The sequence below is a fragment of the Leptospira meyeri genome (assembly GCF_004368965.1).
GTDB classification, from domain to species: Bacteria; Spirochaetota; Leptospiria; order Leptospirales; family Leptospiraceae; genus Leptospira_A; species Leptospira_A meyeri.
This window is the reverse complement of sequence record NZ_SORO01000001.1, coordinates 2,229,501-2,254,370: the sequence shown is the minus strand read 5'-3', so window position 1 is coordinate 2,254,370 and position 24,870 is coordinate 2,229,501. Positions and strand designations below refer to the sequence as shown.

General features: G+C 36.4%; 22 protein-coding genes. 13 read left to right on the top strand and 9 right to left on the bottom strand.

From position 1 onward, the window contains the following. Nucleotides 1-53: 53 nt before the first annotated feature. Together CLV96_RS10560 and CLV96_RS10555 are read left to right on the top strand one after the other, a co-directional pair. On the top strand, nt 54-1,670 hold the full coding sequence (locus CLV96_RS10560) for a sensor histidine kinase (protein WP_004787405.1): 1,617 nt from the start codon (nt 54-56) through the stop codon (nt 1,668-1,670). Beyond that, nucleotides 1,667-2,596, top strand: a complete 930-nt coding sequence (locus CLV96_RS10555; protein WP_004786480.1) for a response regulator — start codon at nt 1,667-1,669, stop codon at nt 2,594-2,596. The genes CLV96_RS10560 and CLV96_RS10555 overlap by 4 nt, the downstream gene beginning before the upstream one ends. A 7-nt stretch (nt 2,597-2,603) precedes the next feature. Here the strand turns inward: CLV96_RS10555 and CLV96_RS10550 are convergent, their stop codons facing one another. Continuing rightward, on the bottom strand, nt 2,604-3,245 hold the full coding sequence (locus CLV96_RS10550; RefSeq protein WP_004787622.1) for an HAD family hydrolase: 642 nt from the start codon (nt 3,243-3,245) through the stop codon (nt 2,604-2,606). Beyond that, nucleotides 3,235-3,948: an RluA family pseudouridine synthase gene (locus CLV96_RS10545; RefSeq protein WP_004784924.1), complete on the bottom strand. Its 714-nt coding sequence runs from the start codon at nt 3,946-3,948 to the stop codon at nt 3,235-3,237. Before CLV96_RS10545 ends, CLV96_RS10550 begins: the two co-directional genes overlap by 11 nt. A gap of 173 nt (nt 3,949-4,121) precedes the next feature. Here CLV96_RS10545 and CLV96_RS10540 point away from each other — a divergent pair, with 173 nt between their 5' ends. Continuing rightward, entirely contained in the window at nt 4,122-5,315 is a 1,194-nt protein-coding gene (locus tag CLV96_RS10540; protein ID WP_004785298.1) for an EAL domain-containing protein, read from the top strand. On the opposite strand, the gene CLV96_RS10535 is transcribed toward CLV96_RS10540, so the two are convergent. Next, complete coding sequence (locus tag CLV96_RS10535) at nt 5,307-5,900, bottom strand: TetR/AcrR family transcriptional regulator (protein WP_004784049.1); 594 nt, start codon at nt 5,898-5,900, stop codon at nt 5,307-5,309. The genes CLV96_RS10540 and CLV96_RS10535 overlap by 9 nt on opposite strands. A 122-nt stretch (nt 5,901-6,022) precedes the next feature. Between CLV96_RS10535 and CLV96_RS10530 the strand changes: the two genes are divergently transcribed. The 10 genes from CLV96_RS10530 to CLV96_RS10485 are packed head-to-tail and all read left to right on the top strand — an operon-like array spanning nt 6,023 to nt 17,543. Beyond that, nucleotides 6,023-6,634 carry a hypothetical protein gene (locus tag CLV96_RS10530; RefSeq protein WP_004786587.1) on the top strand — a complete coding sequence of 204 codons (612 nt, stop codon included), beginning with the start codon at nt 6,023-6,025 and terminating at the stop codon, nt 6,632-6,634. Next, nucleotides 6,627-8,168: a GMC family oxidoreductase gene (locus tag CLV96_RS10525; protein ID WP_004787339.1), complete on the top strand. Its 1,542-nt coding sequence runs from the start codon at nt 6,627-6,629 to the stop codon at nt 8,166-8,168. The genes CLV96_RS10530 and CLV96_RS10525 overlap by 8 nt, the downstream gene beginning before the upstream one ends. Before the next feature lie 4 nt (nt 8,169-8,172). Beyond that, the gene (locus tag CLV96_RS10520; protein ID WP_004784805.1) at nt 8,173-9,051 is read left to right on the top strand and encodes a bile acid:sodium symporter; all 879 of its coding nucleotides are present in this window, start codon (nt 8,173-8,175) and stop codon (nt 9,049-9,051) included. Beyond that, entirely contained in the window at nt 9,051-10,178 is a 1,128-nt protein-coding gene (locus CLV96_RS10515; protein WP_004785670.1) for an acyl-CoA dehydrogenase family protein, read from the top strand. Before CLV96_RS10520 ends, CLV96_RS10515 begins: the two co-directional genes overlap by 1 nt. A gap of 1 nt (nt 10,179) precedes the next feature. After that, nucleotides 10,180-11,151 (top strand): NAD-dependent epimerase/dehydratase family protein, encoded by a 972-nt coding sequence (locus CLV96_RS10510; protein ID WP_004785041.1) that lies wholly within the window; start codon nt 10,180-10,182, stop codon nt 11,149-11,151. A 14-nt stretch (nt 11,152-11,165) separates the two neighbouring features. After that, nucleotides 11,166-11,996, top strand: a complete 831-nt coding sequence (locus tag CLV96_RS10505; RefSeq protein ID WP_004785648.1) for an SDR family NAD(P)-dependent oxidoreductase — start codon at nt 11,166-11,168, stop codon at nt 11,994-11,996. 8 nt (nt 11,997-12,004) lie between these two features. Beyond that, nucleotides 12,005-13,930, top strand: a complete 1,926-nt coding sequence (locus tag CLV96_RS10500; RefSeq protein WP_004787291.1) for an AMP-dependent synthetase/ligase — start codon at nt 12,005-12,007, stop codon at nt 13,928-13,930. 9 nt (nt 13,931-13,939) lie between these two features. Continuing rightward, nucleotides 13,940-14,719: an enoyl-CoA hydratase/isomerase family protein gene (locus CLV96_RS10495; protein ID WP_004786318.1), complete on the top strand. Its 780-nt coding sequence runs from the start codon at nt 13,940-13,942 to the stop codon at nt 14,717-14,719. Further along, a complete protein-coding gene (locus CLV96_RS10490; protein ID WP_040917215.1) occupies nt 14,719-16,284 on the top strand; it encodes a methyl-accepting chemotaxis protein in 1,566 nt (521 codons plus the stop codon). Before CLV96_RS10495 ends, CLV96_RS10490 begins: the two co-directional genes overlap by 1 nt. A 29-nt stretch (nt 16,285-16,313) precedes the next feature. Further along, complete coding sequence (locus CLV96_RS10485) at nt 16,314-17,543, top strand: DUF2804 domain-containing protein (RefSeq protein WP_004787402.1); 1,230 nt, start codon at nt 16,314-16,316, stop codon at nt 17,541-17,543. Nucleotide 17,544: 1 nt separating this feature from the next. Here the strand turns inward: CLV96_RS10485 and CLV96_RS10480 are convergent, their stop codons facing one another. From CLV96_RS10480 to CLV96_RS10455, 6 genes are all read right to left on the bottom strand, one after another. After that, a complete protein-coding gene (locus tag CLV96_RS10480; RefSeq protein WP_004786753.1) occupies nt 17,545-18,744 on the bottom strand; it encodes an MFS transporter in 1,200 nt (399 codons plus the stop codon). Beyond that, entirely contained in the window at nt 18,741-20,522 is a 1,782-nt protein-coding gene (locus CLV96_RS10475; protein WP_004785340.1) for a Vgb family protein, read from the bottom strand. Before CLV96_RS10475 ends, CLV96_RS10480 begins: the two co-directional genes overlap by 4 nt. Continuing rightward, a complete protein-coding gene (locus CLV96_RS10470) occupies nt 20,512-21,477 on the bottom strand; it encodes an SDR family oxidoreductase (RefSeq protein ID WP_004786178.1) in 966 nt (321 codons plus the stop codon). Before CLV96_RS10470 ends, CLV96_RS10475 begins: the two co-directional genes overlap by 11 nt. Before the next feature lie 2 nt (nt 21,478-21,479). Further along, nucleotides 21,480-22,373, bottom strand: coding sequence for a bile acid:sodium symporter family protein (locus CLV96_RS10465; RefSeq protein ID WP_004784972.1), 894 nt, complete (start codon nt 22,371-22,373; stop codon nt 21,480-21,482). A 274-nt stretch (nt 22,374-22,647) separates the two neighbouring features. Beyond that, on the bottom strand, nt 22,648-23,127 hold the full coding sequence (locus CLV96_RS10460; RefSeq protein ID WP_004787559.1) for an LA_3150 family lipoprotein: 480 nt from the start codon (nt 23,125-23,127) through the stop codon (nt 22,648-22,650). An 11-nt stretch (nt 23,128-23,138) separates the two neighbouring features. After that, complete coding sequence (locus tag CLV96_RS10455; protein WP_004786593.1) at nt 23,139-24,842, bottom strand: porin; 1,704 nt, start codon at nt 24,840-24,842, stop codon at nt 23,139-23,141. Nucleotides 24,843-24,870 lie beyond the last annotated feature (28 nt).

Below are 24,870 nucleotides of genomic sequence, written 5' to 3'. Positions count from 1 at the left end.
TTCTTTCCGAAAATAGCGTCCTTCTAGAGACTCATTATCAGGACCTTACGAAAATGGCACCAAATTCTTCATTTGCCCGTATTTGGCAGAATCCTTCCGACTTTCCGCCGGAAGCTGTACTTCGGGAATTGGAAAACCTACTTAGGTCCAATCCAGATTTCTGGCTCAAAATCAATCGAGACGGATTTATCGTTGATTATAAAACATCAAGGTTTGTGAACATTGGGGACAAACCAGAAACGCTACTTGGCAAACACATCGATGTGGGTCTTCCTCCTTATTTACGTGAAATCACTGCCGAAGCTTTGGCATATTTATCTGAGAAAAAAAGCCAAGTTTTTTGGAAAGAATACTCTTATGGTATAGAACCAAACATTCGATATGTGGAAGTTCGATTTGTAGTTCTCTATGAAGGTTATATCATGTCCAACCATAGGGATATCACAGAAAGGAAACGATTGGAGAATGCGTTTTTAGAAAGTGAATCGAGATTCCTTTCCATGGCACAAAATGCCGCCGATTCCATTATCATCATTAATGATGAAGGTATTATCCAGTTTTTTAACAAAACAGCAGAAAATACCTTTGGATATACACATGATGAAGTCATTGGAAAAAATGTTACGATGATCATTCCTGGTGAATATAAAGAAAAACATGATGAGTACTTAAGAAGATATAAAGCAACAGGGACTCAACATATCATCGGAGTGGGAAGAGAACTTGTTGCACTAAGAAAATCAGGTGAAATTTTTCCTTGTGAATTGTCCGTAGGTGAATTTAAAACGAAATCAGGGAAAATGTTTACAGGTATTTTACGAGACATTAGTCAAAGGAAAATCCAAGAACAAGAGTTATACCAATATAGAAACCATTTGGAAGAGTTGGTAGAAAGCCAAACGATGGACTTAAAAATGTCCAAAAACATTGCGGAAGAAGCTTCCTATATGAAATCTCTTTTTTTAGCAAATATTTCGCATGAACTAAAAACACCAATCCATGCCATTTTAAGTTATGCTGAACTAGGAGAAGAAAAATCTGCCACAGTAACTCCAGAAAAGATTAAAGAGTATTTTCAGATTATTGATTCTTCCGGTAAACGATTGTTAGGTTTGTTGGAAAATTTATTAGATATTGCCAAATTAGAATCTGGCAAAATGCGTTATTTATTTGAGAAAAATTGTCTGAAAGAAACGGCAAAGTTTGTGATCAATGAAATGCGAGTGATTTTGGAAAAAAGAGGGATTACAGTTGTCTTACTAGATAAGGAAGAACGATGGGAAGCCGAGTTTGACTACGAAAGAATCCAACAAGTGATACGAAATATCCTCTCAAATGCATTAAAATTCATCCCAAATGACACTAATATTGAAATTAGTATGGTTAGAAGAGAATTTATTCCGAGAAAAACTCAGTCATATGTCAACGGTATCGGAATACAGATTCGCGACTTCGGACCGGGGATTCCTCCGGAAGATTTGGATAAAATTTTTGAAAAATTCATCCAATCCAAACAAGTGAAAGCGGGGACAAAAGGCACGGGGCTTGGTTTGTCTATCTCCAGAGAAATTGTGAATGACCACCACGGGTTGTTGTATGCCGAGAACCATGAAACAAAGGGAGCAGTTTTTACTATGTTAATTCCTTGTTCTCGTGAGGAACTCCGATGATTAATTTACTAGCCGTTGACGATGAAATGATCAATTTGATGATCATCGATGAATCACTTTCTGATAAAGGATTTACCGTCGTAAAAGCAAAGGATGGTGAAGAGGCATTTCAAATCCTTAGTTCTGGTTCTACACTTTTTCATGCAATCATTTTGGATCGACTTATGCCAAAGATGGATGGAATCGAACTGCTAAAAAAAATCAAACGATCTGAAAAGTACAAAGACATTCCAGTTATTTTCCAAACAGCGATGAGTTCAATCACGGATATGACAGAAGGTTTGGATGCTGGTGCTTTTTATTATTTAACCAAACCATATTCGAGAACATTATTAATTCGTATTGTCCAAACGGCGGTTGAACATTTTATCAAACTCCAAAGAGCCAAAGAAGATCTCCATAAAGGAATGGGTGCTCTTCGTCATATGGTCACCGGTGAATTTCGTATTCGGTCCATTCGCGAGTCGCATGAGTTAGCACCGCTTCTTGCCAATGCTTGTCCTGATCCCGAACGTGTGTTAACTGGTATAATGGAAATTTTAAACAATGCCATTGAACATGGAAATTTGGGAATTTCTTATCAAGAAAAATCAGAACTCCACGACAATGATAAACTTATGGAAGAAATTTTCAGAAGGCTGGATACACCGGAGTTTAAAGATAAATTTGTAAAAGTTACCTTTGAAAAAAATGACGAACGTATTGAAATTCGAGTGAGTGACCAAGGGAAAGGTTTTGATTGGCAAAGATATTTGTCAGTGGAAGCAATGACAAAGAATGCTTTCAAAACCCATGGTCGTGGGATTTTTATGGCTCGAAAGTTATCTTTTGACGACCTTTCTTATACAGACGAAGGTAGAACAGCTGTCATTCGAATTGACCTGTCTAATAAACAAGGGAATTTACTTACTGACTTTCAAGAATAACAAAAGTTTATAAAAGAAACACTTTTGGACTAGTGAAGTTTGGGATGATTTGGTTTACATGGTTTTTTAGTTCTGCTTCAGTATGAGAAGTAGCTACACCAATGATGGAACATCCTGCTGACTTTCCTGATTGTAGGCCAGCTAACGAATCTTCAAATACCACACATTCTTTTGGTTCGAGTCCTAATTCTTTTGCACACAGTTGGTAAACTTGGGGGTGTGGTTTGCCTTGGTCAACTCTCGTTCCGTCCACGATCACATCAAAAAAATGTCGTAGTGAAAGATTATCTAAAGTAAAATCTACGTTCATAGGAGGAGCAGAAGTTCCCAAAGCAATTTTTACTTTTTTGTCTTTTAAAAAATACAAATACTCAATTAACCCTGTATGTGGTTTCATTTCTTTTTTGTATAAAGTTTGGTACCAACTTTCTTTTTCATCACCATACTGTTTACATTCTTTGTCAGAGATATCTCCAAAAATCATTCTAAAAAGATCGGCATTGGTTTTACCATTGAATGTATCTCGATAGATTTCAGAGTTTAACGGAAAATTATATTTTTTAGAAAATTCCATCCATGCTTTGAAATGAAAAGAATGATTGTCTACAACCACACCATCCATATCAAAAATAAATCCTTTATGATTCATTTATTTTCCTTTCATATCCACCGACAAGACCCGAAATATAAGCCGGAATTTTGGTTTCAAATGTAAGTACTTCTTTATTGAAGGGATGAGTCAATTGAATTGAAAAAGAATGTAATGCCATTCTTGGATAAGTTCTTGTGTCATTCCCGTATTTTGTATCTCCAACAATTGGATGTTTTTTGTCTGATAAGTGAACGCGAATTTGATTTTTGCGACCCGTTAATAATTCGATTTCTAAAAGTGAATATAAATTTGTTTCTTTGAGGATTTTGAATTTTGTTTTAGAAAGTTTTCCTAATTCCGGATCGTCAGTGGAATACACTCGATGGGCTTTGGATTCGACCAGATAAGATTGAATCATTCCAGATTTCTCTTTCCAAACACCATGGCTGACAGCTAGATATATTTTTTTTGTTTTCTCCCATGATTCTTGCAGAGTTTGTTTTGCAGTTTCTGTTTTTGCAAAAACCAAAATTCCTGAAGTTTCTCTGTCTAACCGGTGAACAATGTAGATTCTATTTTTGGATCGTTCACTCCCTTTTTTCACATAATCCATAAGGGCAGCATAGGCGGTTTTTGATTTTTCGGATTCTGTTGCAATGGTCAGAAGGCCATGAGGTTTATCTACGACAAGGATGTCTCTGTCTTCATGAAGGATGGTTAAGCCTTTTGGCAAAAATCTGGTATTTGTCTTTTGTTTCATTCTTTCTAGAGATGGTGATCTTTGGCTCTCCTATGAGTCTAAGAAGGGCGCAGATGGGGTCAAGACTTGTCCTGTTCCTAATCGAGAAACCCAGAACTAAGTTCAGGGAAGAAGATAGTTTAATTTATTGAATTTTATTCCGTTAAAACGGATATTGGTTCCCAAGGAAACTCATGCAGACTTTAGAATCTATGCAAGTGAATCATTATGTCCCTTTATTCCAACCGATCTTTTCCGTAGAGGAACAGACAGTGGTCGCATACGAATCCCTGGGTCGGAGAAGAGACGAAACTGGGAATTTGGTTTCAATTCCAGAATTCAGCGATCCGCATGTTTCGGCCCTTCGGATGAGTTTGATCGATCAGCAGTTGCTTGGACTCGCCCTGATAAAAATTCAAACAACGAATGATTTACTTTTTGTTAACATGTCTCCTGACCAAGTGATTTTGGAATATGAAGAAAGCCGTTCGAATACATTGCCCATTTCAGATTTGGTCAACAGTTTTGGAATTCCATTAAATCGAATCGTCATCGAGATCACCGAAAAATCAGGAAGTTATGGAACTGATGTATTGGCAGCGGGAGTTGAACTTTTACGCGAACAAGGTTTTGGAATTGCTTTGGATGATGTTGGTTCTGAATCTTCCAACTTAGAACGATTAGGTGCTATTAAACCTGATATCATAAAAATCGATTTGAATTTATTAAAAAAATCAATCGAAAAAAGAGAATACCAATCCATTTTAGAATATTTAAAACAAATTTCTTTAAGCATTGGTTCCCAATTGCTTTTTGAAGGAATTGAAACTGAAGAGGAGTTGTACCGGGCAATTAGTTCCGGAGCAAGTCTTTTGCAGGGATATTTTTTAGGAAGACCTTCTGATTTAGATCATGATAAAAAAGCAATTTGTGATACTGTAGTACCTCATTTACAATTGTATCATGAACAGAAACGAAAAGAAGTCGCTACTGAGATTGAATTTGAAAAACAAATCAAATCGAAGTTAAATACAATTAATTTAAAAACAATAAAACTAGATAATCGAGTCATCATCGACCCAAATTCATTTTTTAAAATAGATTCACATGTAAAAAGAGTTTATGTGACAGACTGGTTGGGCACTCAAGTATCACCGTATTATGAACGGACAAGTGAAATGGGTTTTAACGAAAACCTTTTGTTAATTCAGAAAAACTGGTCTTATATGCCTTTTTTTTATAAACACGTGAAACAAGTATTTCGCGATTCAGAGAATTGGCAAGTGAGTGATCCTTATTGGGATAAGGAACTAAAAAAGAATGTAATTGTCTTCTCACGAGTGAATGAAATGGGTTATTCTTTTTTTGTGGACTTGGCATTAGATTAATGTTGTTTCGTTTGGTAATCGAATCGCATTCCACATAAGTTCTTCAGATTCCTTTAAAAAACTAGGATCCAATTTAATTTTTCCACTTCTGGAACCTTTGACCAATCCAACAAAGGCTCCCCAAACAATGGCAATTAATGCATCAGGTGGCAATTTTCTGAAAATAGAACGATTGTTATGTGCAAAACGAGTTAGGAATTTTAACAAAGTTGCTCGTTTTTCTATACTCTTTTTATCTAAATAAGGAAGATTGTACTGCATTTCCAAAAAATCAAATGCCAGTGGATTTTCTTTTTGGAATTCGGCCATTGATTGCCAAATGAAATGAAACTGTTCCCTGGGACTATTATCGATAGGAAAATTCGTTTTGATTTTATCATATAGATTTTCTTGCCAACGTTGGAAGAGGCTATTGACTAGTTCTTCCTTGCTAGCAAAATATCGATAAATGGTTCCGGCAGCCACATTGGCTCGTTCAGCAATGAGTGGCACTGCAGTTCCATCAAATCCTTTCGCTGTGAATAATTCCAGGGCAGCAGTAAGGATCTCTTCACTTTTATTTAGCTTTAACGACTTTTCTACCAATGGTGCTCGCTACCATCCAAACAGATTGGATGTATTGTTCCTTTTTCAATGGAGATCATTCAATCTCTAAATCTCATGTTTCATTCTTTTTTTAAAAAAGTACTTGTAAAGTAAAAAAAGGAATGAATATTCATTCATTATTTTACGAGGATGAATACGGATCGGTAATGGCAATTTCGAGAAAAAATCTGATTTCTAGACGAACTGTTGTCAAAACTTCAGCTTTTGGGGCGGTTCTTTTATTCCTATCCACTTGGAATTGTAAACCATCACCAGGATCTGTGATCACTGGGAGAGGGATTTCCTGTCGATTTTTAGATCCAGAAGCACAGGAAGTTTTTTTTCATTTGGGTGATGCTTTGTTGTTTTCGTTTCTTCCCAAGGATGTTTTGGAAAAAGAAAAGGTGATCAATGAAGTAGTTCTTGGAATTGATTCCTATTTAGATTCCTTACCAATCCATACACAAGATGAAATCTTAGAAGCGGTTCAATTTCTAAAATTAAGAGTTGTTAGATGGTATTTGTTTGGGTCTGGAAGTGATTGGGCACTGAGTGACCGCACAGTTGTCATTAGAACCTTAAATCAATGGAAAATGTCTTATATCACTTTGTTTCGTTCTTTATTCTTTTTATTACAATCAATGATCACAATAGGTTTTTTTGAAACATCTTACTCGTGGAAACATGTTGGTTATCCCGGTCCAGAACACGCTTTAGGATTACGCCATGGATAAATTAATCAATGTTTCTTATTTGCAAAAAGATTTAGATTTAGAAGCAGATTTTGTCGTTGTTGGATCTGGTGCCGGTGGTGGAACCAGTGCGGAGATATTAGCAAAAGCTGGGTTTAAAGTTATCATCGTTGAAGAGGGAAATTATGAGACGAGTAAAGACTTTAATCTGAAAGAACTTTCTACTTTTAATCGATTGTACTTTGAGGGTGCAACTCGACCAACAAAAGATAGAGCATTTACGGTTGTTCAAGGCAGAACTGTGGGTGGGTCAACAGTGGTCAATTGGACTACGTGTATCAAAACACCAAAGGAAACTTTAGAATATTGGGAAAATGATTTAGGGATACAAGGTTATAGTTCAAAAGAGTTGGAACCTTGGTTTGAGGTTGCATCCAAAAGACTTTCCATTCAAACATGGGAAGCTCATAACCAAAACAATAATTTACTTAGTCTTGGTGCTAAAAAGTTGGGATGGCGTTATAGTTCGATTCGGCGCAATGTTAAAAATTGTCATATGTTAGGTTATTGTGGATTAGGTTGTCCAGTTGATGCCAAACAAAGCCAACTAGTCACTACAATTCCGTCTGCATTAAAAGAAAAAACAACCTTACTCTATAATACGAAAGCCATTCGTTATGAGTGGAAAGATAATCGAATCGATCATTTATATTGTATACCGGCCAATGTTCATGGAATAAAAACACCGACGATTCGTTTGTTTGCAAAACATTTTATTACCAGTGCAGGAGCGATCAATTCTCCTGCTCTATTGTTACGATCAAAACTTCCTGATCCATACCAATTGATTGGGAAAAGAACTTTTGTACAATTACACAATTACTCTGTGGCAGAAATGCCTTCATCAGTTTTTGGATTTTTTGGAGCTCCACAATCAGTCGCATCTGATGAATTTCTATGGAAGGACGGAGTTACAGGGAGAGCTGGCTACAATATAGAAGCAGTTGGAGCACAACCGATTGTTCTGATGAACTTGCGTAAGTTGGTTGGAGATGAGTTTGAAGCCTATGTAAAAAGTTATCCAAACTTGCATGTATTAGTATCACAAATTCGAGATGGGTTTAATGAAGAAAGTCAAGGTGGAACAGTAAGTTTAAATGATGCTGGTTATCCAATTCTTGATTATCCATTGAATGATTATATAATTGATGGAATTAGAAGGTCTTACCTCTCGATGGCGGAATGTCAGTTTGGAGCAGGAGCCAAGACAGTTGTACCAGCTAATAATGCAGTTTCACCATATTCCTCTTGGATAGATGCCAAAAAAGGAATTGAGTCAATGATCATTCAATCGCCTAATACAGTTGTAAACTCAACACATCCGTTAGGTGGAAATCCAATGGGTAAAGATCCAAAAACTTCTGTAGTTGATACATCAGGAAAGTTTCATCATTTAAAAAATTTATCAGTGATTGATGGATCAATTTTTCCAACAAGTCTTGGTGTGAACCCAAGTTTTACGATTTATTCCATAGCATCGAAATTAGCCAATCAACTGGCAAGGAAAATAATCTAATACTATGTTAACGCGAGTAGAAGAAATTTTATTTGCTTCAATGATTTTTTTCCTAATGGTTGCAATGGGAACAACCCTCACGTTAGAAAATTTTAAAAAAGCAATTCAAAGTAAAAGACCACTATTAATCGGAATGTTATCTCAATTTGGATTCATGCCGCTCATTGCTTTTGGATTATCAAACATCTTTGGATTATCACCTTTATTTTCAGTCGGACTGATTTTGGTTGGATGTACACCAGGTGGGACTACTTCAAATTTATTAACTTATTACGCAAAAGGCGATGTTGCCTTAAGTATAAGTATGACGATTACTTCAACTGTTCTCGCAGCAGTTATGATGCCATTTTTGTTTTGGCTGTATTGTTCAGGCTTCAATGCAGAACAAATTCAGATTCCTTTTAAAAGTATTATTGGTTCTATAATTATATTAATCATTCCAGTTTTGGTTGGAATTAAAATAAGATCATCTAATCAAAGATTGGCGTTAAAAATTGAAAAGATCGGAAGTATTTTAGGAATACTAATGATCTTATTTTTATTAATTGTTATGATTCCAAAAAACATTGAATTACTGAATAAGACAACTTGGGAGATGTACATTTCAGCAATTCTAATTACAGTTTTAGGGTATTTCTTTGGTTATGCATTTAGTAAATTTCTAAATTTAACAGAACGCCAAAGTACAACGGTATCGCTTGAAACTGGAATTCAAAATGGGCCACTTACAATTGCTGTCATTTTACTAAGTTTTTCAAAAAGCCAGATAAATGAAATTCTTTGGATGCCGCTTTTGTATGCTCTGTTTGTTCCCGTGACTTCATCATTTGCTACATATTATTTTTATTTAAAATCAAAAAAGAATCAGAAGGAATTAGTTTAATGAATTTTTATTTTTCGGAAGAACAAAATCGATTGCGAGAAGCAGTGGCAACTTATGCAAAAATTGCGGGAGCAGATCCACAAAGAGACATCGAGGAAAGAGACAGTGAATTTTCTTGGGATGTATTAAGTGCGTTAGGTGAGAAAGGATGGACCGGAGTAATTGTTCCAGAGGAGTACGGCGGTTTGGGTAAAGGTGCTGTCGAATACACAATCATTATGGAAGAAACAGCAAAAGAGCTTATTTACGGTCCTCAAAATTTAATCCAAGCACAACAAGGATTGTTAGCCGTGGGAACGGAAGAACAAAAACAGAAATGGTTACCTGAGTTAGCGAAAGGAAAAATAATGGCAGCGCAAGCAATTTCCGAACCAGATGCAGGCTCTTCCTTTCAAAATATTCAAACTACAGCAGTCAGAGATGGTAACGAATGGGTATTAAATGGTCTGAAAGTTCATATCAATTTGGGAAAGGAAGCTCAATTGATGATGGTTTTGGCAAAAACTGACAAGGGTTTAACGGAATTCTTAGTCGATAAAGATACGAAAGGTATTCGTTATGAGAAACAAGATCCTATTGGTTTACGTTCAGCTCCTATGTATGATGTATACTTCGAAGATTGTCGTATTCCTGCTGATACAGTTTTGGGAAGAGAAGGAAGAGGAATTGAAACCTTTATGGCCATCTTCAAACTAAGCCGTTTGGGTGTAGCGTCACAGTTGATTGGAATTGCTCGTGGCTGTTTAGAACATGCAGTATCATTTACAAAATCTAGAAAGGTAGGTGAGAATAGAGTTTCAGATTTTCAAGGAATCCAATGGATCATTGCTAAATTGACTGCAGAATTGGAAGCAGCCAAACTTGCAAGAAACCAAGCTGCTTGGTTACATGATCAAAAAGTTAATCATAATTTGGAAACTTCAATTGCTAAGTATTTAGCAGGAGTAATAGCCGATGAAACGGTGAATAAAGCATTTACATTAACAGGTTCTCATGCTTGTTATCGCAATCGTCCTTACGATCGTTATGTGAGAGAAGTAAAATCACTTTTGGCTGGCGGTGGGAGTTCCGAAGTAATGTTAAACAATGTCGCAAGAGAAATTTTAAGACCATCCTACCACTATTAAAATGAAATTTTCAGGAATAACATTAATCACCGGTGCAAATGGCTTTATTGGCTTTGCACTTTTAAATGAACTCGCAAAAAATCCATCTTTAAAAATTCGTGTTACGGATCTTAAGAATGATCGGATCAATTTGCTAAATAACAAAAATATAGAATACATTCGATCTGATATTCGTAATGAAGTAGACCTAAAAAAACTATTTTCAGGAGTGGATCGTGTATTTCATGTGGCGGGAATTTGTAATCTTAGTACTCCGTATGAAACTTTAAAACCTATCAATGTCAATGCAGTTGAAAAAATCACTGACTTTGTTTTGGAAAATAAAGTAAAATCTTACGTTCACTTTAGTTCCTCTAGTGTGTATGGAATCTATCGTGGAACTCCTTTTAAAGAAACCGATTTCTGTAATCCTATGGATGCTTATGCAAAGAGTAAATATGATGGGGAACAAATTGTATTAACAAAAATTTCAAAAGGATTGAAGGCTGTCATTCTAAGACCGTGCACTGTTTACGGTCCTGGCTGTAATGATGGTGCGGGAAAGGTGTTTTCTCGACCAGGAAAAATTGTAGGGATTCCAGGACGTGGAGACAAAAAACTAGCAAACGTTAGAGTTGAAGATGTTTCCTCAGCTGCCATCTTTTTATCGGAAAAGGATAACGTATTTGGTGAAATTTTCAATATTGCTGACGATAGCCATCCAAGTTTAGGGGAAGCATTGGATCTTGCTTCAATTGCCTTTGGCTCGAAGATTAATAAAATACATATTCCATTAGGTATTCTAAAGGTGTTGGCTAAACTTGAGGCTCCAATAGCAAAGTTAAGGGGAAAGATACCCGACTTAGAATTTGAAGCAATTAAATACTTATATAAAGATTATTGTATGGATAATCAAAAATTAAAATTAGTTGGTTATACCATTAAATACCCTGATTTCAAAAATTCTATTTTAAAAATGCAATTTGTTTCTTAAGGAGATTCAACAAAATGAGCAAAGTAATTGTTATTAGTGGAATTGCGCAAGGGATGGGTAGAGAAGTTTCTCTCATGTTGGCTGCAAAAGGATATACTATTTGTGGTTTTGATATTGAAAAAAAACACTTGGATAGTTTGTCATCTGAATTAACAAAGTTAAACGCAAGTTTTCATCTAGAAACACTCAGTATTACTGAATCTGAAAAAATCTTGAAGTTTAAAGACAATGTAATAAAAAAATTTGGAACAGTCGATACCGTTGTTTCAAATGTAGGAATTGGTTTTTTTGGTCCTTTTGAAGAGGTAGATTTAAACAAGGCTTTACAATGTTTTGATATCAATGTCATTGGTTGTGCGAGATTACTCCAAGCCTTTATTCCTTCAATGAGAAAGTCGAATAAAGGAAAACTAGTTGTTATGTCTTCGCTAGTAGGACAAGTCCCATTTCCGTTTGAGTCGATTTACTCAGCTACTAAGTTTGCGATTGAAGGGATGGTATCTTCATTGCGTTATGAAGTAAGTCCTTTTGGAATCCAAGTAGCGATGATACAACCTGCGCAAGTGTCTACGAATTTTGCTGCCAAGGCACAAAAGTTACCAGAAAAAGATTCCCCTTATTTTGAGCGATGCGTGCGGTTTATTGATAGAGATAATGATTTAATTCGTTCGGCCACAAATCCACAACAAGCAGCCGAAAGGATTGTAAGAGTTATTATTTCGAACCGACCGAAACTGTTCAACCAAGTTGATTTTATGAGTACTTTCTTTTTGGGACTCAATCGCTTTTTGCCTCAAAAGCTAAAAGATAGAATCTTATTAGATCATATGAACATAAACGTTTAGAGATAATTATGAAAGTTCCTAAACTAGAAAAAAGAACTTTGTATTACTTGTTACAGGAAGGGAAACGCCTTTATGGTTCTCTACCAGCACAAAGTTTTAAAGATCATAAAAAAGAATATCAAGATATTAGTTATAACGTATTTGTTTCAAATGTTGAAAATATTTCAAAGGGTTTGTTATATCTAAATGCTAAAGCGGGGGACCGCATAGGAATTATTGCCGATGTGGGTCATCAATGGCTACAAGTGAGCATGGCGATTACAAATATTGGTTGTGTTGATGTACCTCGCGGGACGGATGCGACACTTGATGATATCGGTTATATTTTAAATCATGCTGAATGTAAAATCGTTTTTATTGAAACAGAAAAAGCTCTGCAAAAGTTTCTTCCAGAATTAAAAAAATTAAAAATAGAAACAATCATTCTATTTGGAGAAACAAAAAGTGAAAAAACTGATTTAGCAATTCCAATCTTAAATTTTTCTGATTTAAAAAAATATGGAGTCACAATAGACGATGAAAATTTCCATAAGAGAGGAAAACAAATTCAGGAAGAAGATATAGCGACTATCATTTATACATCAGGGACAACAGGAAAACCTAAAGGTGTTATGTTGACTCATGGAAGTATTCTTTTTGAAATTAACTCTTTAGTGGCGGAGTTTCGCAATACTGGAGTACAAGTTGGTGAAGGTGATGTTACTTTAGGATTTTTACCACCTTGGCATAGTGGAGAACGAATCTTTGAGACTATTTGTTTTTATTCAGGTATAAAAATTGCATTTACTAGTGTTCCTGAACTTGGAAAAGATTTAGCTAAAACAAAGCCAACTATTTTGTTTACTGTACCTCGTGTTTGGGAAAGTTTTTACGATAAAATCAAAGATACGATTCACAAAAGTGGTTTATTCAAAAAATATTTTCTGAAGATACTCGTTTGGAATTCAATGAATTTTTCTCTTTGTTATGACAAGGCTTTCGATCGAATTCCTCGCCTTAATGAATCCAAAACTTTCCTTCAAGTTTTATCTCAAATTTTCCATTTGATTAAACTTATAATTTATCTTCCGTTACTTCCTATTTCAAAATTAGTGCTTTCTAAAATATTATCCGTATTAGGTGGAAGGTTGCGCTATGCATTTGCCGGTGCAGGAGCCTTGCAAGCGGAAGTGGATCGTTTTATGTATGCGATTGGGATGCCTATATTAGAAGTTTACGGTATGACTGAGAATTCTGGTGTTTCAACTATAAGGCACTATAACGATTTTTCCGTTGGGAATGTAGGAAAACCGATTCATGGAGTGACTATCAAATTAATTAATGAATTTGGAAAAGAAATTACGAAACCAGGAATCAAAGGTGTGGCCCACCATCATGGATTTCATAATATGAAGGGTTATTACCTGGAAGAAGAAAAAACCAAGGCAGTGTTAACAGCTGATCGTTGGTTAAATTCTGGTGATCTACTTGTTTATACTGCACAAGGAAATTTAAAATTTGCTGGTAGAGCAAAGGATACAATTGTTCTTTCTGGTGGAGAGAATGTAGAGCCGGAGCCAATTGAAATTTGTTTGAAACAAAGTGAATTTATAGATCAAGCAGTCGTTGTAGGTCAAGATAAAAAATCATTATCAGCTCTTATCTTATTAAATTTAGATAAAGTGCAATCTTACCTTAACTTACAGTCAATATCTTTGGATTTGAACAATTGTATTTTTAATGAAGAAGAGACTATATTAAAGTTAATAAAAGAGGAAGTAAAACGATTTGTGTCCGATAAAAATGGTTTCAAATCTTTTGAACGAATTACCAATATTTTTATCTTACAAAATCCATTCGTAATCCACGACGAGTTAACTCAAACGCAAAAAGTGAAACGGAATCGAGTACAAGAAAAGTATCATAACGAAATTGAATCGATGTATCGCAAGTAGGTGGGGAATATGTATAAATCTTGGAATGTAGAAATTGAGGATAGAATTGCGACAGTCAGATTACAAACCAATGATTTGAATGTGATGGATATGGATTCTCTTTTTGAACTAAAAAGTTTGAGTAAAGAATTAGAGAACAACAATAAAGTTTGGGCCATCATTTTAGAAGGTGCAGGCAAACACTTTTCATCTGGAGTGAATATTGAGCTTTTAAACAAAGCAGCTGAAATCAAAGCAGAAGAATTTAAAACGCATATGCGCGAGATGCAAAGTTGTTTTACAACATTTGAAAATATTTCTAAACCTACAATTGCAAAAATACAAGGATTTTGTATGGGTGGTGGTTTTATGTTGGCTCAATGTTGCGACTTTCGAATTGCCAGCGAAAAATCTGTATTCTCAGTTCCCCTTGTAAAATTAGGATTAACCGTTCTTATGGGAACGAATCGGATCACTCGAAATGCAGGAATTGCAGCCACAAATGAAATTGTAATGTTAGGTGATAAATTCAATTCGGAAAAAGCTCTACAATACAATTTAGTTACCAAAGTAGTTCCTCCTGAGAGTTTGGATGATACAGTATCTCAGTTTGTAAATAAATTCAAATCATTGCCTCCACAAACCATTTCTATTACCAAACAGATTATCAAACAAGGAGACAAAATCCCTTTGGATCAAAGTTTAGAACTAGAGATTGACTTACAATCAAAGTTGTTAGGATCATCAGACTTAAAAGAAGCTTTGGAAAGTTTCGCTAATCATCGTAAACCAGTTTTTACCGGAAATTAATGATGAGCATTGAAGTTCTTTGGCAGAATGGAAAAGAAACAGTCAATCGAATTCGTATTGTTTTGTTTTTTATCTTTTTTACCGCATTGTTAGGAACAAAAGATAGTATGCCTCCCGCTATGTTTTTGATCCATTTGTCTGGAACAATCATTATGGGAGTTTATGCTTCAGTTTGTTTTTTATGGCTTCGATATGGTAATCCTCCAGAGTGGTTCCATAAGTTGTTAATTATTTTAGATATAGGCATTCATTTAATTAATACATCAATTGATTGCAGCATGGGACCCATTGAAGCAAAGTCTGCATTGAACAATACAGCAGTTTTACTCGTTGTTTATTTTTATTTAATTTATTCCGGATTTCTAGGAAATCCATGGTTTGTTTTATTGAATGGATTTTTTGCTGGATTGGGTGTGTTCCTTTCTTATTATGTTTCCGTAACATATGGTGGATTGATTCCAACAGAAGATCCTATATTATATATTCAAACTGGATATGTAGGTACTTCTGCAGAAATTGTTAAAGGAATTTTTATTATCGTGAGTGGAGTTTTACTTTCAAGACTCATTGCTCTTTTGATTCGTATCAGCGACAAAGGAATTGAAAAAGCAAAAGAATCCGAAGAATTATTACAAAAGTCTATCCAACAAAAAAAACTTTTACAAAATGCGGCAAAAAATTTAGAATCTTCTATTCATCATTGTGGAGATTATATTTCACAAACTGCTGAAAGATTAGAATCGCAAGCAGCCTCTTTAGAACAAGTGACTGCTATCAACACGGAACTCTTTTCTTCATTTGAGTCCAATGCAAAGATCATCAATAACCAAAACATTAAAATTACTGATTTATTTTCAGGTTCGAATGATTTAAATCAACTTGTTGTTACCATCAGTGATATTAATCAGGAATTGATTTTGTTAGCGACTGAAAACAAAAAAGAAACAACCGAAATTGCAAGTGTTTCAAAACGGACCAGTGAATACCTAACTTCAATAAAATCTTCTTTTGATAAAGTAGATGAAATCAATCAGATCGTAGCAGAGATAGGTGAAAAAACAAACTTACTTGCACTTAATGCTTCGATAGAAGCTGCGCGGGCTGGAGATGTAGGAAGAGGATTCGCAGTAGTCGCAAGCGAAGTAAGCAAACTTGCGTACTTCACTGCCACAAATGCAAAAATCATTTCTGAGGTAGTAGAAAATTCCAGAAAGTTTATTCTTTATGGGTCTGAAGTTTCTATGCAAACTGGGAATTTAACTACAAATCAAATTCAAAAATTAGAAAAAACAATGGAACGTGTAAGTTATATGCACGAACTTTTTGAAAAACAAAAAACAATTATTTTTGATACCCTAGGTCGTCTGAATGAAATCAATGATTTGTCCTCTCAAATTTTATTTAGCACAAAAGAACAAATTTCAGGACAAACTGAAGTCAATCGAGGGATTCTTGCCTTAGAAGATGAGGTGAATCAAATTTCGAATGCTTCCAGAAATTTGGAGCAATACGTAGAACAAATTAGGTTTCAATCGCAAGAGTTATTGACTTTGAGTGAATCTTAAGATAAGATATATATCTTTGGAGAACATACATGTTTCAATTGAAACCACAACTGGTAAGTATCTTAGGAATAATATTCCTTAGTTTCTGTATATTCAATTGTTCTAATGCAAAGTTAGAACCTGGTCAAATTGTAGACCAACACGGGAAAACAATCATTCTGATTCCTGAACCCGGACCAGAACCCACCATTCAGAAAGAAATTAAAAGTCCAATTTCTCTTTTGTTAGCTGATGGAAAACTAAATATATCTGGTTGGTCGAGATATCCATATTTTCAAATTGAAGAATCTCATATTAAAGTGGATCCAAAACGCTACAAACGATGGGAACATTATACGTTCTATAATGAAAAATTTGGTGGAGCTGTTACAGTAACCGACATTGGTAATTTGGCCATGGGAAGTATTGAACTTTTAGATTTTTCAACAGGAAAAATTATTTTTTCCAAAACAGAATTAGTGAGACCAGGTGAGATTTTTTTCCCAACTAATACGATCGATCCAATTGAATTCAAAAAAGGAGATCAGTTCATTCGGATTACAAAATTAAAAGGAAAAAGACTTATTGAATACTCTATCATCGGTGATTCAAAATCAGAGGTTATTTTAGGTAGTTTGGAATTAGAAGAAAAAGCTTCAGAGGCACTAGCTGTCATTACTCCTTTTTCGGAATCTACATTTTTTTATGAATATAAAATGCCTAGTTTGCTTTGCAAAGGTTCCATTCAATACAACAATACAACCTATGAATTTGATAATAAAAGTTATGCTGTCTTGGATTGGGGAAGAGGAACTTGGCCTGAAAAAAACAAATGGTTATGGGCCGCAGGTGCTGGCCTTGTCCAAGGGGAATTACTCAGTTTGAATTTGGGTTATGGATTTGGAACTCCAACAGAAGCCACAGAGAATGGAATTGTATACAAAGGAAAGGTTCATAAATTAGATAAAGTCACTTGGAAATACGATGTAACCGATTATAAAAAACCTTGGAAATTTATTAGTAATGAAGGACGACTTGAATTAGAATTTACACCGGTGTATCTCCTACATTCGGACATTGATTTAATGGGAATGATTGGATTCTTGAAACAATTGTACCAAAATTTTACTTTCTCCGAAATTCTAGAGTTATTGAAAACGGAAGCATATTTGAATAAAGCATTTGGGCATTATAACGGTTATGTGGTTCTTGACAACGGTACAAAATTAGAAGTGAAAGACATTGCTGGTTTTGCTGAACAAATGTACCAACAATGGTGATTTAAACTTTATAATTTCTGAGTGTGTTTAATCGGATAAAGCTTAAAACTACAACGAAAGTGATTATGGCTCCTGCAGAAATGACAGCAGCCGTAATCGAAACTTTTACAAGTAATAGTCCCGACAATAATCCGGATACCGCAGGAACTACTTGGCTTGTAATTGTATATAGGCTAACAAGCCTACCTCTATACTCAGTGGTAACTTCTGATTGAAGAATGGCAACGATAAGGCTAATGCTTGCACCAGCACCGAATCCGCTTATGAACAAAAACAAAACAGAAACCCATACGATCGTGCTAAATCCTATTCCTAAAAAACCCAATCCACAAAAAAGTCCTGCAAGGAAAATCATCTTCCCATAACCAACTTTTTTAGCTAGTTTCAAAGAAACTCCCCCGCCAAGTAATAGAGCAAGAGCAAGTCCTCCTAAAAAGAAACCACGCTCTAATTCCCCAAGTTCCAAAACTCCTTTGGCAAACCGGGGCATCATCACTTGTACAGGCCCCATCGAACAATAGATAACAATAGAAAAGAGTAAGGTTTGTTTGAGAAGAGGGTGATTTTTAGCGTAAGATACTCCTCTTAAAATTCGATCCCATGCAGAAGATGACTTTCCGAGGCCATCTGTTTTAATTCCCAAAAGAAGAACCATTGCAATTAAAAATAAAGTAATTCCAGTTAGGTGAACCATTTCCCAGGAATGGATTTTTCGACAAAAGGCTAAGATAGGGGGCGCTGCTCCAAATCCAAGCATTACTAAAATATTAAAAACGACTGCCAAATTTACCTGGCGGTTACCGGCAAGCCTTCCCAAAAGCGACATCCGAGCAGGAGCAAGCACTGACCAACCCATACCAACAAATGCAGCACCAAACAAGTATAAAGCGATTGAAATTTGGCCTTCCAATTGCGATGAGAAATGTAACAATCCCAAAGCAATTAAAAAGGAAAGATGGGCAGCCTGCGCTAATTTCTGTGGAGAATAGGAGTCACACCAGGCGCCTGCAAACCAACCAAGGACAAGGGGAACGCCAAAACATAATCCAAATCCAATTCCAGCTAGCGCATCAGCATTCCAAACATCTTGCGCATATAAAATAACACTGTAGTTTGTTAGATGTCCGGCTAAAAATCCCAAAAATGAAGCCATCAAAAATCGAACAATTTGTCCTTGGTTGTATTCTTGTTTTGTATTCATTTTGATTGTTTTATTTCCATTAGAGTTGGTTGGCCATCTTCAATCTGCCAACTTGGAAAGGCACCATTACAAGTGTAAGCTTTGCCGTCAGGTCCAAATTCAACATCTCTTGTAAAGGTTACCTTTCGACTCATTGGATATACTTTCCATTCTTCTGTTTTGATATCCATAGCCATGAGGTTGTCTGACGAAGTACCATTCACCCAAACGATATTTCTTGGTCTGTCAACGTTTAGAGAATAAGGAGTTTCTACGCCGTCAATGGCAGTTGGCAAAGGATACAGTTTAAATTTTCCATCTTCGGGCGTATACTTTGCAATCGAACCTTCTGGAAATGCTGAGATCCAAATGTGGTTGTCTTTATCGATTCTTAATCGCCTTGGCCCTTGGAATGGAGTTTCAATCAATTGGAAACTATCATCTTTCGGATTGATCACTCCAATAGTATCAGCATGCAAACGAGTGAACCAAACATTTCCATTCGGCGCAATGTCAATTCCATAAGGTAGTGGCATTCCACTCACTCGTTCATCCACAGGCAATAGATGCATAGGGAATCCCCAATTCATAAGTTTCACAATGAATCCACTAATCCATAAACTAAAACTTTCTTTTTTCGTTCTAGCTGGTAAGGTATAATTTTTGAATTTGTTTGATCTACGATCAAACATTCCGATTTGGTTTGAAAGTGCTAAAGTAAACCAAACACGATCTTCGTCATCAATACGAACAGTGTGCGGATACAATCCATCCTCAAACATATGGTCAGTAAACTTTTTTGTGATTGGATCAAATTCCGTGATTCGTTTTTGAAGAGAAGGTGTAATGAATATATGCCCATCAACAGGTGATTCTGCAAGTGAATGTAATCCAACATAGGTTTCGTGTTTCTGAAACGAACGTAACCTTCCTGGTAGGAGCCCACCCAATTCGTCGTCCGGTTGTTTGGGTACTTTATAAACAACCGTTTTACCAGTGTTAGGATTAATTTCCCAAAGTCTGTCTTGGATGTTATCACCGACATATACTAGTCCTGTTTTTTTATGGTAGAGTAGATCGTGCATTTGGGAAAAACTATCTCCCATTGGCCATTCTCTGATGACAGCACCGTGAAGTTCTTTTCCCCAGGCCCGGCCAGGTTGTACCCTTTCTGGGTGTTTTAGTAAATCGATATAAGCATTGGATAAAAGAGTTGGGAGCTTTTTTTTGGCTTTGCCATGGGGCCTTGCTCCATAACCCATCATTCGATTGATGATTTCTTCCCAGTCACCAGCGGTAAAGGCACGTCGCATAAAAAAACTGCCTTGTTGGTGGCAAAAACCACATTGTTCTAAATAGGTTTTCCTTAAGTCTTTATCTTCTCCGAAATTGAGAGCGGCCACCCAACTATTAGAAGGATATTGGCTTACAAGAAGATTGATGTCCACAACCTTCTCCATTCGAAAGGATTGGTACGAGCTTGATGGAAAGGTTCTTAGGTTTTGGTCTTTATATCCAATTTTTCGCAATCGAACAATCACAGACGGTGCATAAGGAAAAGGTAGATTGATTCGTCCATTGGGATTTGTAAACATAGTCACTTCTGGAGTGATTGTAAATTCCAAACCTTCCGGTGGATAACCATGGTCATCCCGCGGTGGCACTTGTGGTTTTTCGGCTTTCACTGTTACCATTACAAGGTCTAAAGGTTTTCCAGAAGAATCTTTTACTTCTATTTCAATGGCAAATAACGGAACATAGGCGAACAAAACAAAGAATAAAATATGTTTAAGTTTCATAGTAAGGGACTCCTTTGGCTTTTAAATATAAAATGAAAGTTTCTTTCGATGTGAATTTTGGTGTATATCCAAAGACAGTTTTTAGCTGTTTGTTAGATAAAACGGGCCGGTAACGCAAAAAATCAATTTGATCCGGGCCATATTGTGTGAGATGTAATAACCTTAATATAAACAGAGCAGATTGTAATAAAAAGGCAGGAATGGCAATGTATCTTTTCCCGATCATAGAACTAATTTCTTTGAGAGTCATTGCCCCATCACCTGCAAGATTAAATGCACCTTCTTTTTTTTCAAGAATCCCTTTGGTGATGATTTGGATGACGTCTTCGTCCCAAATGAAGACAAACGGACTTAAATATCCAAAAATACCCATAACAAATGGTTTTCGGAACATATCAGTGATTAGGTTATTCACTGTGGTTCCTAAAATGGTCCCTGGTCTTAATATTAGTTGTTTCAGTTCAGGGTGCTTAGTACGGTATTGGGAAAGTATTTCTTCAATTTCTCTTTTGTGTCTGGAATAAGCAAAAGAGGAATGTCCGCGAATAGGATCTGTTTCTTCAATCCATTCTTTGTTTTCTTTATGATATCCATAAGCCGCTCCAGAACTTGTGATCACCACTTGTTTGGTATTAGATGAAATAGCACCATCTAACACATTCTTTGTGCCTTCGACATCAATTTTATGTTGGATGGCTTCACTCATTCCTGGAGGTGGATTAAGAATAGATGCAAGATGAACAATGGAATCTGGTTTCCATGTTTGGATTAATTTAAGAACCTCCTCTCTTTGGCTAATGTCTAAAGTTTGAAATTCCAAATTTGTAATTGGATCCAAACCTTGGAGTGGCCTGATATCTGTAGTAAGAATTTTCCAGTCGGGAAATTGTTTTGAAATATGTTTGATGAGCGTAGTGCCGATATAACCGGCACCCCCAGTGATTAAAACCCTCAATCTTAAGGTCCTTCAATTGGAGAAAATTTTCGCCAAAACAAAACTAACAAAAGCCCAGAAACAATATGCCAAATTCCCCAAAAAGCAGCCACCAAAGCCATGTTTGGTTCCGCTTGAAATTGTGTTAAAATAAGTCCAAGGGCGAGACCAGAATTTTGCATTCCCACTTCAATGGTAATTGCTCGTCGATTTGATACGTCTTGTTGGAAGGCACGGGCAATCAAATTACCAATGATGAGAGCAACTAAATTATGAAAGATAACAATTAGAAAAACAAATCCAATGTTGTCTAAAAAAACTTTCCAGTTGCCACCGACAGCCACTACTAAAAATACCAAAAAAATAACCGAAGAAATCCGTTTGAAAAATGGAGTAATTTTATGAGCCAATCCTGTTGCAAAATTGCCTATCGACATTCCTAGTGCCAAAGGAAGTAAGAGTAAAATAATTAAACCTTTGACAATCATCAGACTATCAATATGTAATTCTCCAGTTCCCGAAATCATAGCTTTTGTAACTGGATTACTATGTGCCGTTAATGTAAAGTTAAGTGGTAAAGTAATGATTGCAAAGGCACTCGAAACAGCCGTCATACTAACGGAAAGTGCTGTGTTCCCACGTGCTAAGTGTGTAATGATATTCGACAGGTTCCCACCAGGGCTTGCTGCGACGAGTAACATCCCCAACTCAATTCCTGCAGGTAAATCAAGTAATAAAGTGATCAGGAGCGTGATCCATGGTAAAAACAAGGTTTGACCAATGAGTCCGGCGAAAACCGATACAGGTCGTTGTAATACCGCTCGAAACGCTATGAACCTAAGTTCTAATGCAACACCGAAGATCATCAGTGCTAAGATAAGACCTAAAACGATTTGGTAGTCGTTATTATAATTCATCCTCATCGATTCCTATAAAAAAATCTAATTCCAATAACGAACGCATTTTTGATTTCTATACGTTCGCCGGACGATATCTTCTTCTATAGAAGTTTCAATTCTATCTTTTTTTGAGTGAGAACAAAGCCGAACCTAAGTTATTTCTGAACAGTAACTTCTTTTCCAATGAAATCACTTGTTTTAACTAGGTTGAGATCGTTACAAAATTCACAAAAGGATAGTGATTTTATCCTTTTGTGATGAGAACCTTATTTGGTTTATGTTTTCTTTAAATTCAAAATCCTGATGCAGTAATTGCTGCTTTCGTACAAGGATTGTTATTTGGATCACAAGTGAACATTTTGAAAGTAAACAAATCATTCGGATTGGGCCTTTGTGAAGTAGATCCAAAATTTGTTCCACTTGCAAATCCTAAATCGGAACAAGAGGAAGTAGAGACTGCATACTTTTTAATATTCGTATTTAGAAGTCCACCTGCACCTCCTTGAGGAGTATTGAAGTAAGCCGTTGGCCCAATATTTCCTCCGTTCAACTGAAATGTATCAAAACAGGTTCCAGTAAACGATCCTCCAAGATCTGCAACTTCCATCACCACCAGTGATTTATTTCGATCCGCGACACCATTGAGTAAATTATTAATCACTAGTGAAGAGATATCTTCTCTGTTTTGTTCTTTCGACTGGCAATTCCAAACAAAGTGAGAAACCACTAAGATGATCAATAATCGTATCATTAAATTTGATTTTATATGCATTTGAGTTCCTCTTAGTTTGGTCTATAACTGTAAGCTTCAGGAGAAACAACTCCGGTCCAAAAGTTCGCCTGGAATTGCAGGTAAACTCTTCTGTCATCAATCGGCATTGCATTTCCTGTGCTCGGATTTACATCAAATTGGTTGCCAAGGACTTGGTAATAAAGTTGAGCTTTAAAATGGTGTTTGTCACCGAACAAGTTCAAACCTGCCCAATACACACGTAATGAATCGGTAGGATCCACTTTTCCATTTCGATTGAAGTCTCCTTGGATATATTCATACTTAAATACTGGCATAATGTAGTAGCGATCCAAAAATGGAATGTTGTAACCAATCGTTCCGTGGTATCCAAATAAATCATTGGAAGCGGCTCCACCGAACTTTGTATAGGCGCCAGATAAATAGAAACCTTTGTAAGTAAAGGTACTATCATATGTATGACCTACAAGGCCCATTTTTGGCCGAGCCAAAGTTGGCACAGAGTTTTGGACCAAAAAATTAGGATTTCCGTTCGCATCCAAACTTCCTCGATCTGGATTGGAACCTTGCGCTGTTAACAATTGAATTCCACTAGTAGTCCCTGGAGTGTATTCCGGAACATAAAGTGCAGGTGTAATTAAATTCTGTGTTTGGACGTAACCAGCACCCACAGACCATTTTAATTCACGTTGGAAAATTTCCTCTCCTTCTTGCCAGTTGACTGTTTTTCCATCTGACTCTCGTTTGAGTCCACCAAACACGTTTACTTGGGCTCTAGCGTAGTAAATAGGCGAAGTGTTTACTGCTCCATATCGGTTAGCAGTAGTTAAATCCTGTCTTCTTCCTGTTCCGTAGTCACCACCACCCCCTTTTCCATTACTCACCATCAATGAAAGTTGTAAGTATCTTTCCCATTTATGATCAATTTCTTTAAGTGGAGTTGCTTGGATCATCACACCATTATCAAATTGTGGGATGGCATTCACGATCATACTTCGTTCTAGAGTGACAAAGTTAGCAGAAGATTGTAAATACTCTCTGCTGAATTGAGTTGGCAATTGACCAAATACAAATCGTAAACCACCATAAGGAATTTTTGCATAAGCAAAAGCCTCGTGAATATAACCACGATTGTCTTTTAATCTAGTATTTGTCACATAACTGGTAGTCGCTGGCCTACCATTGGCATCTAAATAATTTAAAGTACTGGTTGTTTGGACCACGTCAGGTCGGTTGAGCATATTTTCCAAACGGAGTTGGATGTTTGTTCCCCACCAATCGTTTTCATATTGGGCTCCTAACCGTAACCTTCTGAAGTTCCAATCCACGGTATTAAAATCACGATGTCCGTTATTGAAAAGAGAGTCCTGGGATCCAGAAACACCACGAAATTGGATCCGACCATAAATCGTGAGTTTTTCCTTGGCTGTATCATCGGGCCTATGAGCAAAGGCGTCCGGAAGGGTCGTGATGTCCCCGTTTTTCAAGGGACGGTTGTATTCTACCTTCACTCGGTTGGGGCCGGGTTTGGTAAATATTTGGCCAGATTCTGTGTCTTCGTAGAGTTCTTGGTAAACTTTCGCTTGTGGTTCTTTAGTTTCTTTTTTATGTTCTTTGGCTTCCGTCGTTGTGGTTCCTGCAGGACCCATTTCTTTTGTTTGGGGAGCTTCTGGTTCCGCAGAAACCGTCCCTACAAAGATGAGGATGGCCAAAATGGCTTTTGAGATGGTCTTCATTCGATTCTAGTCATGACTGATTTGGATT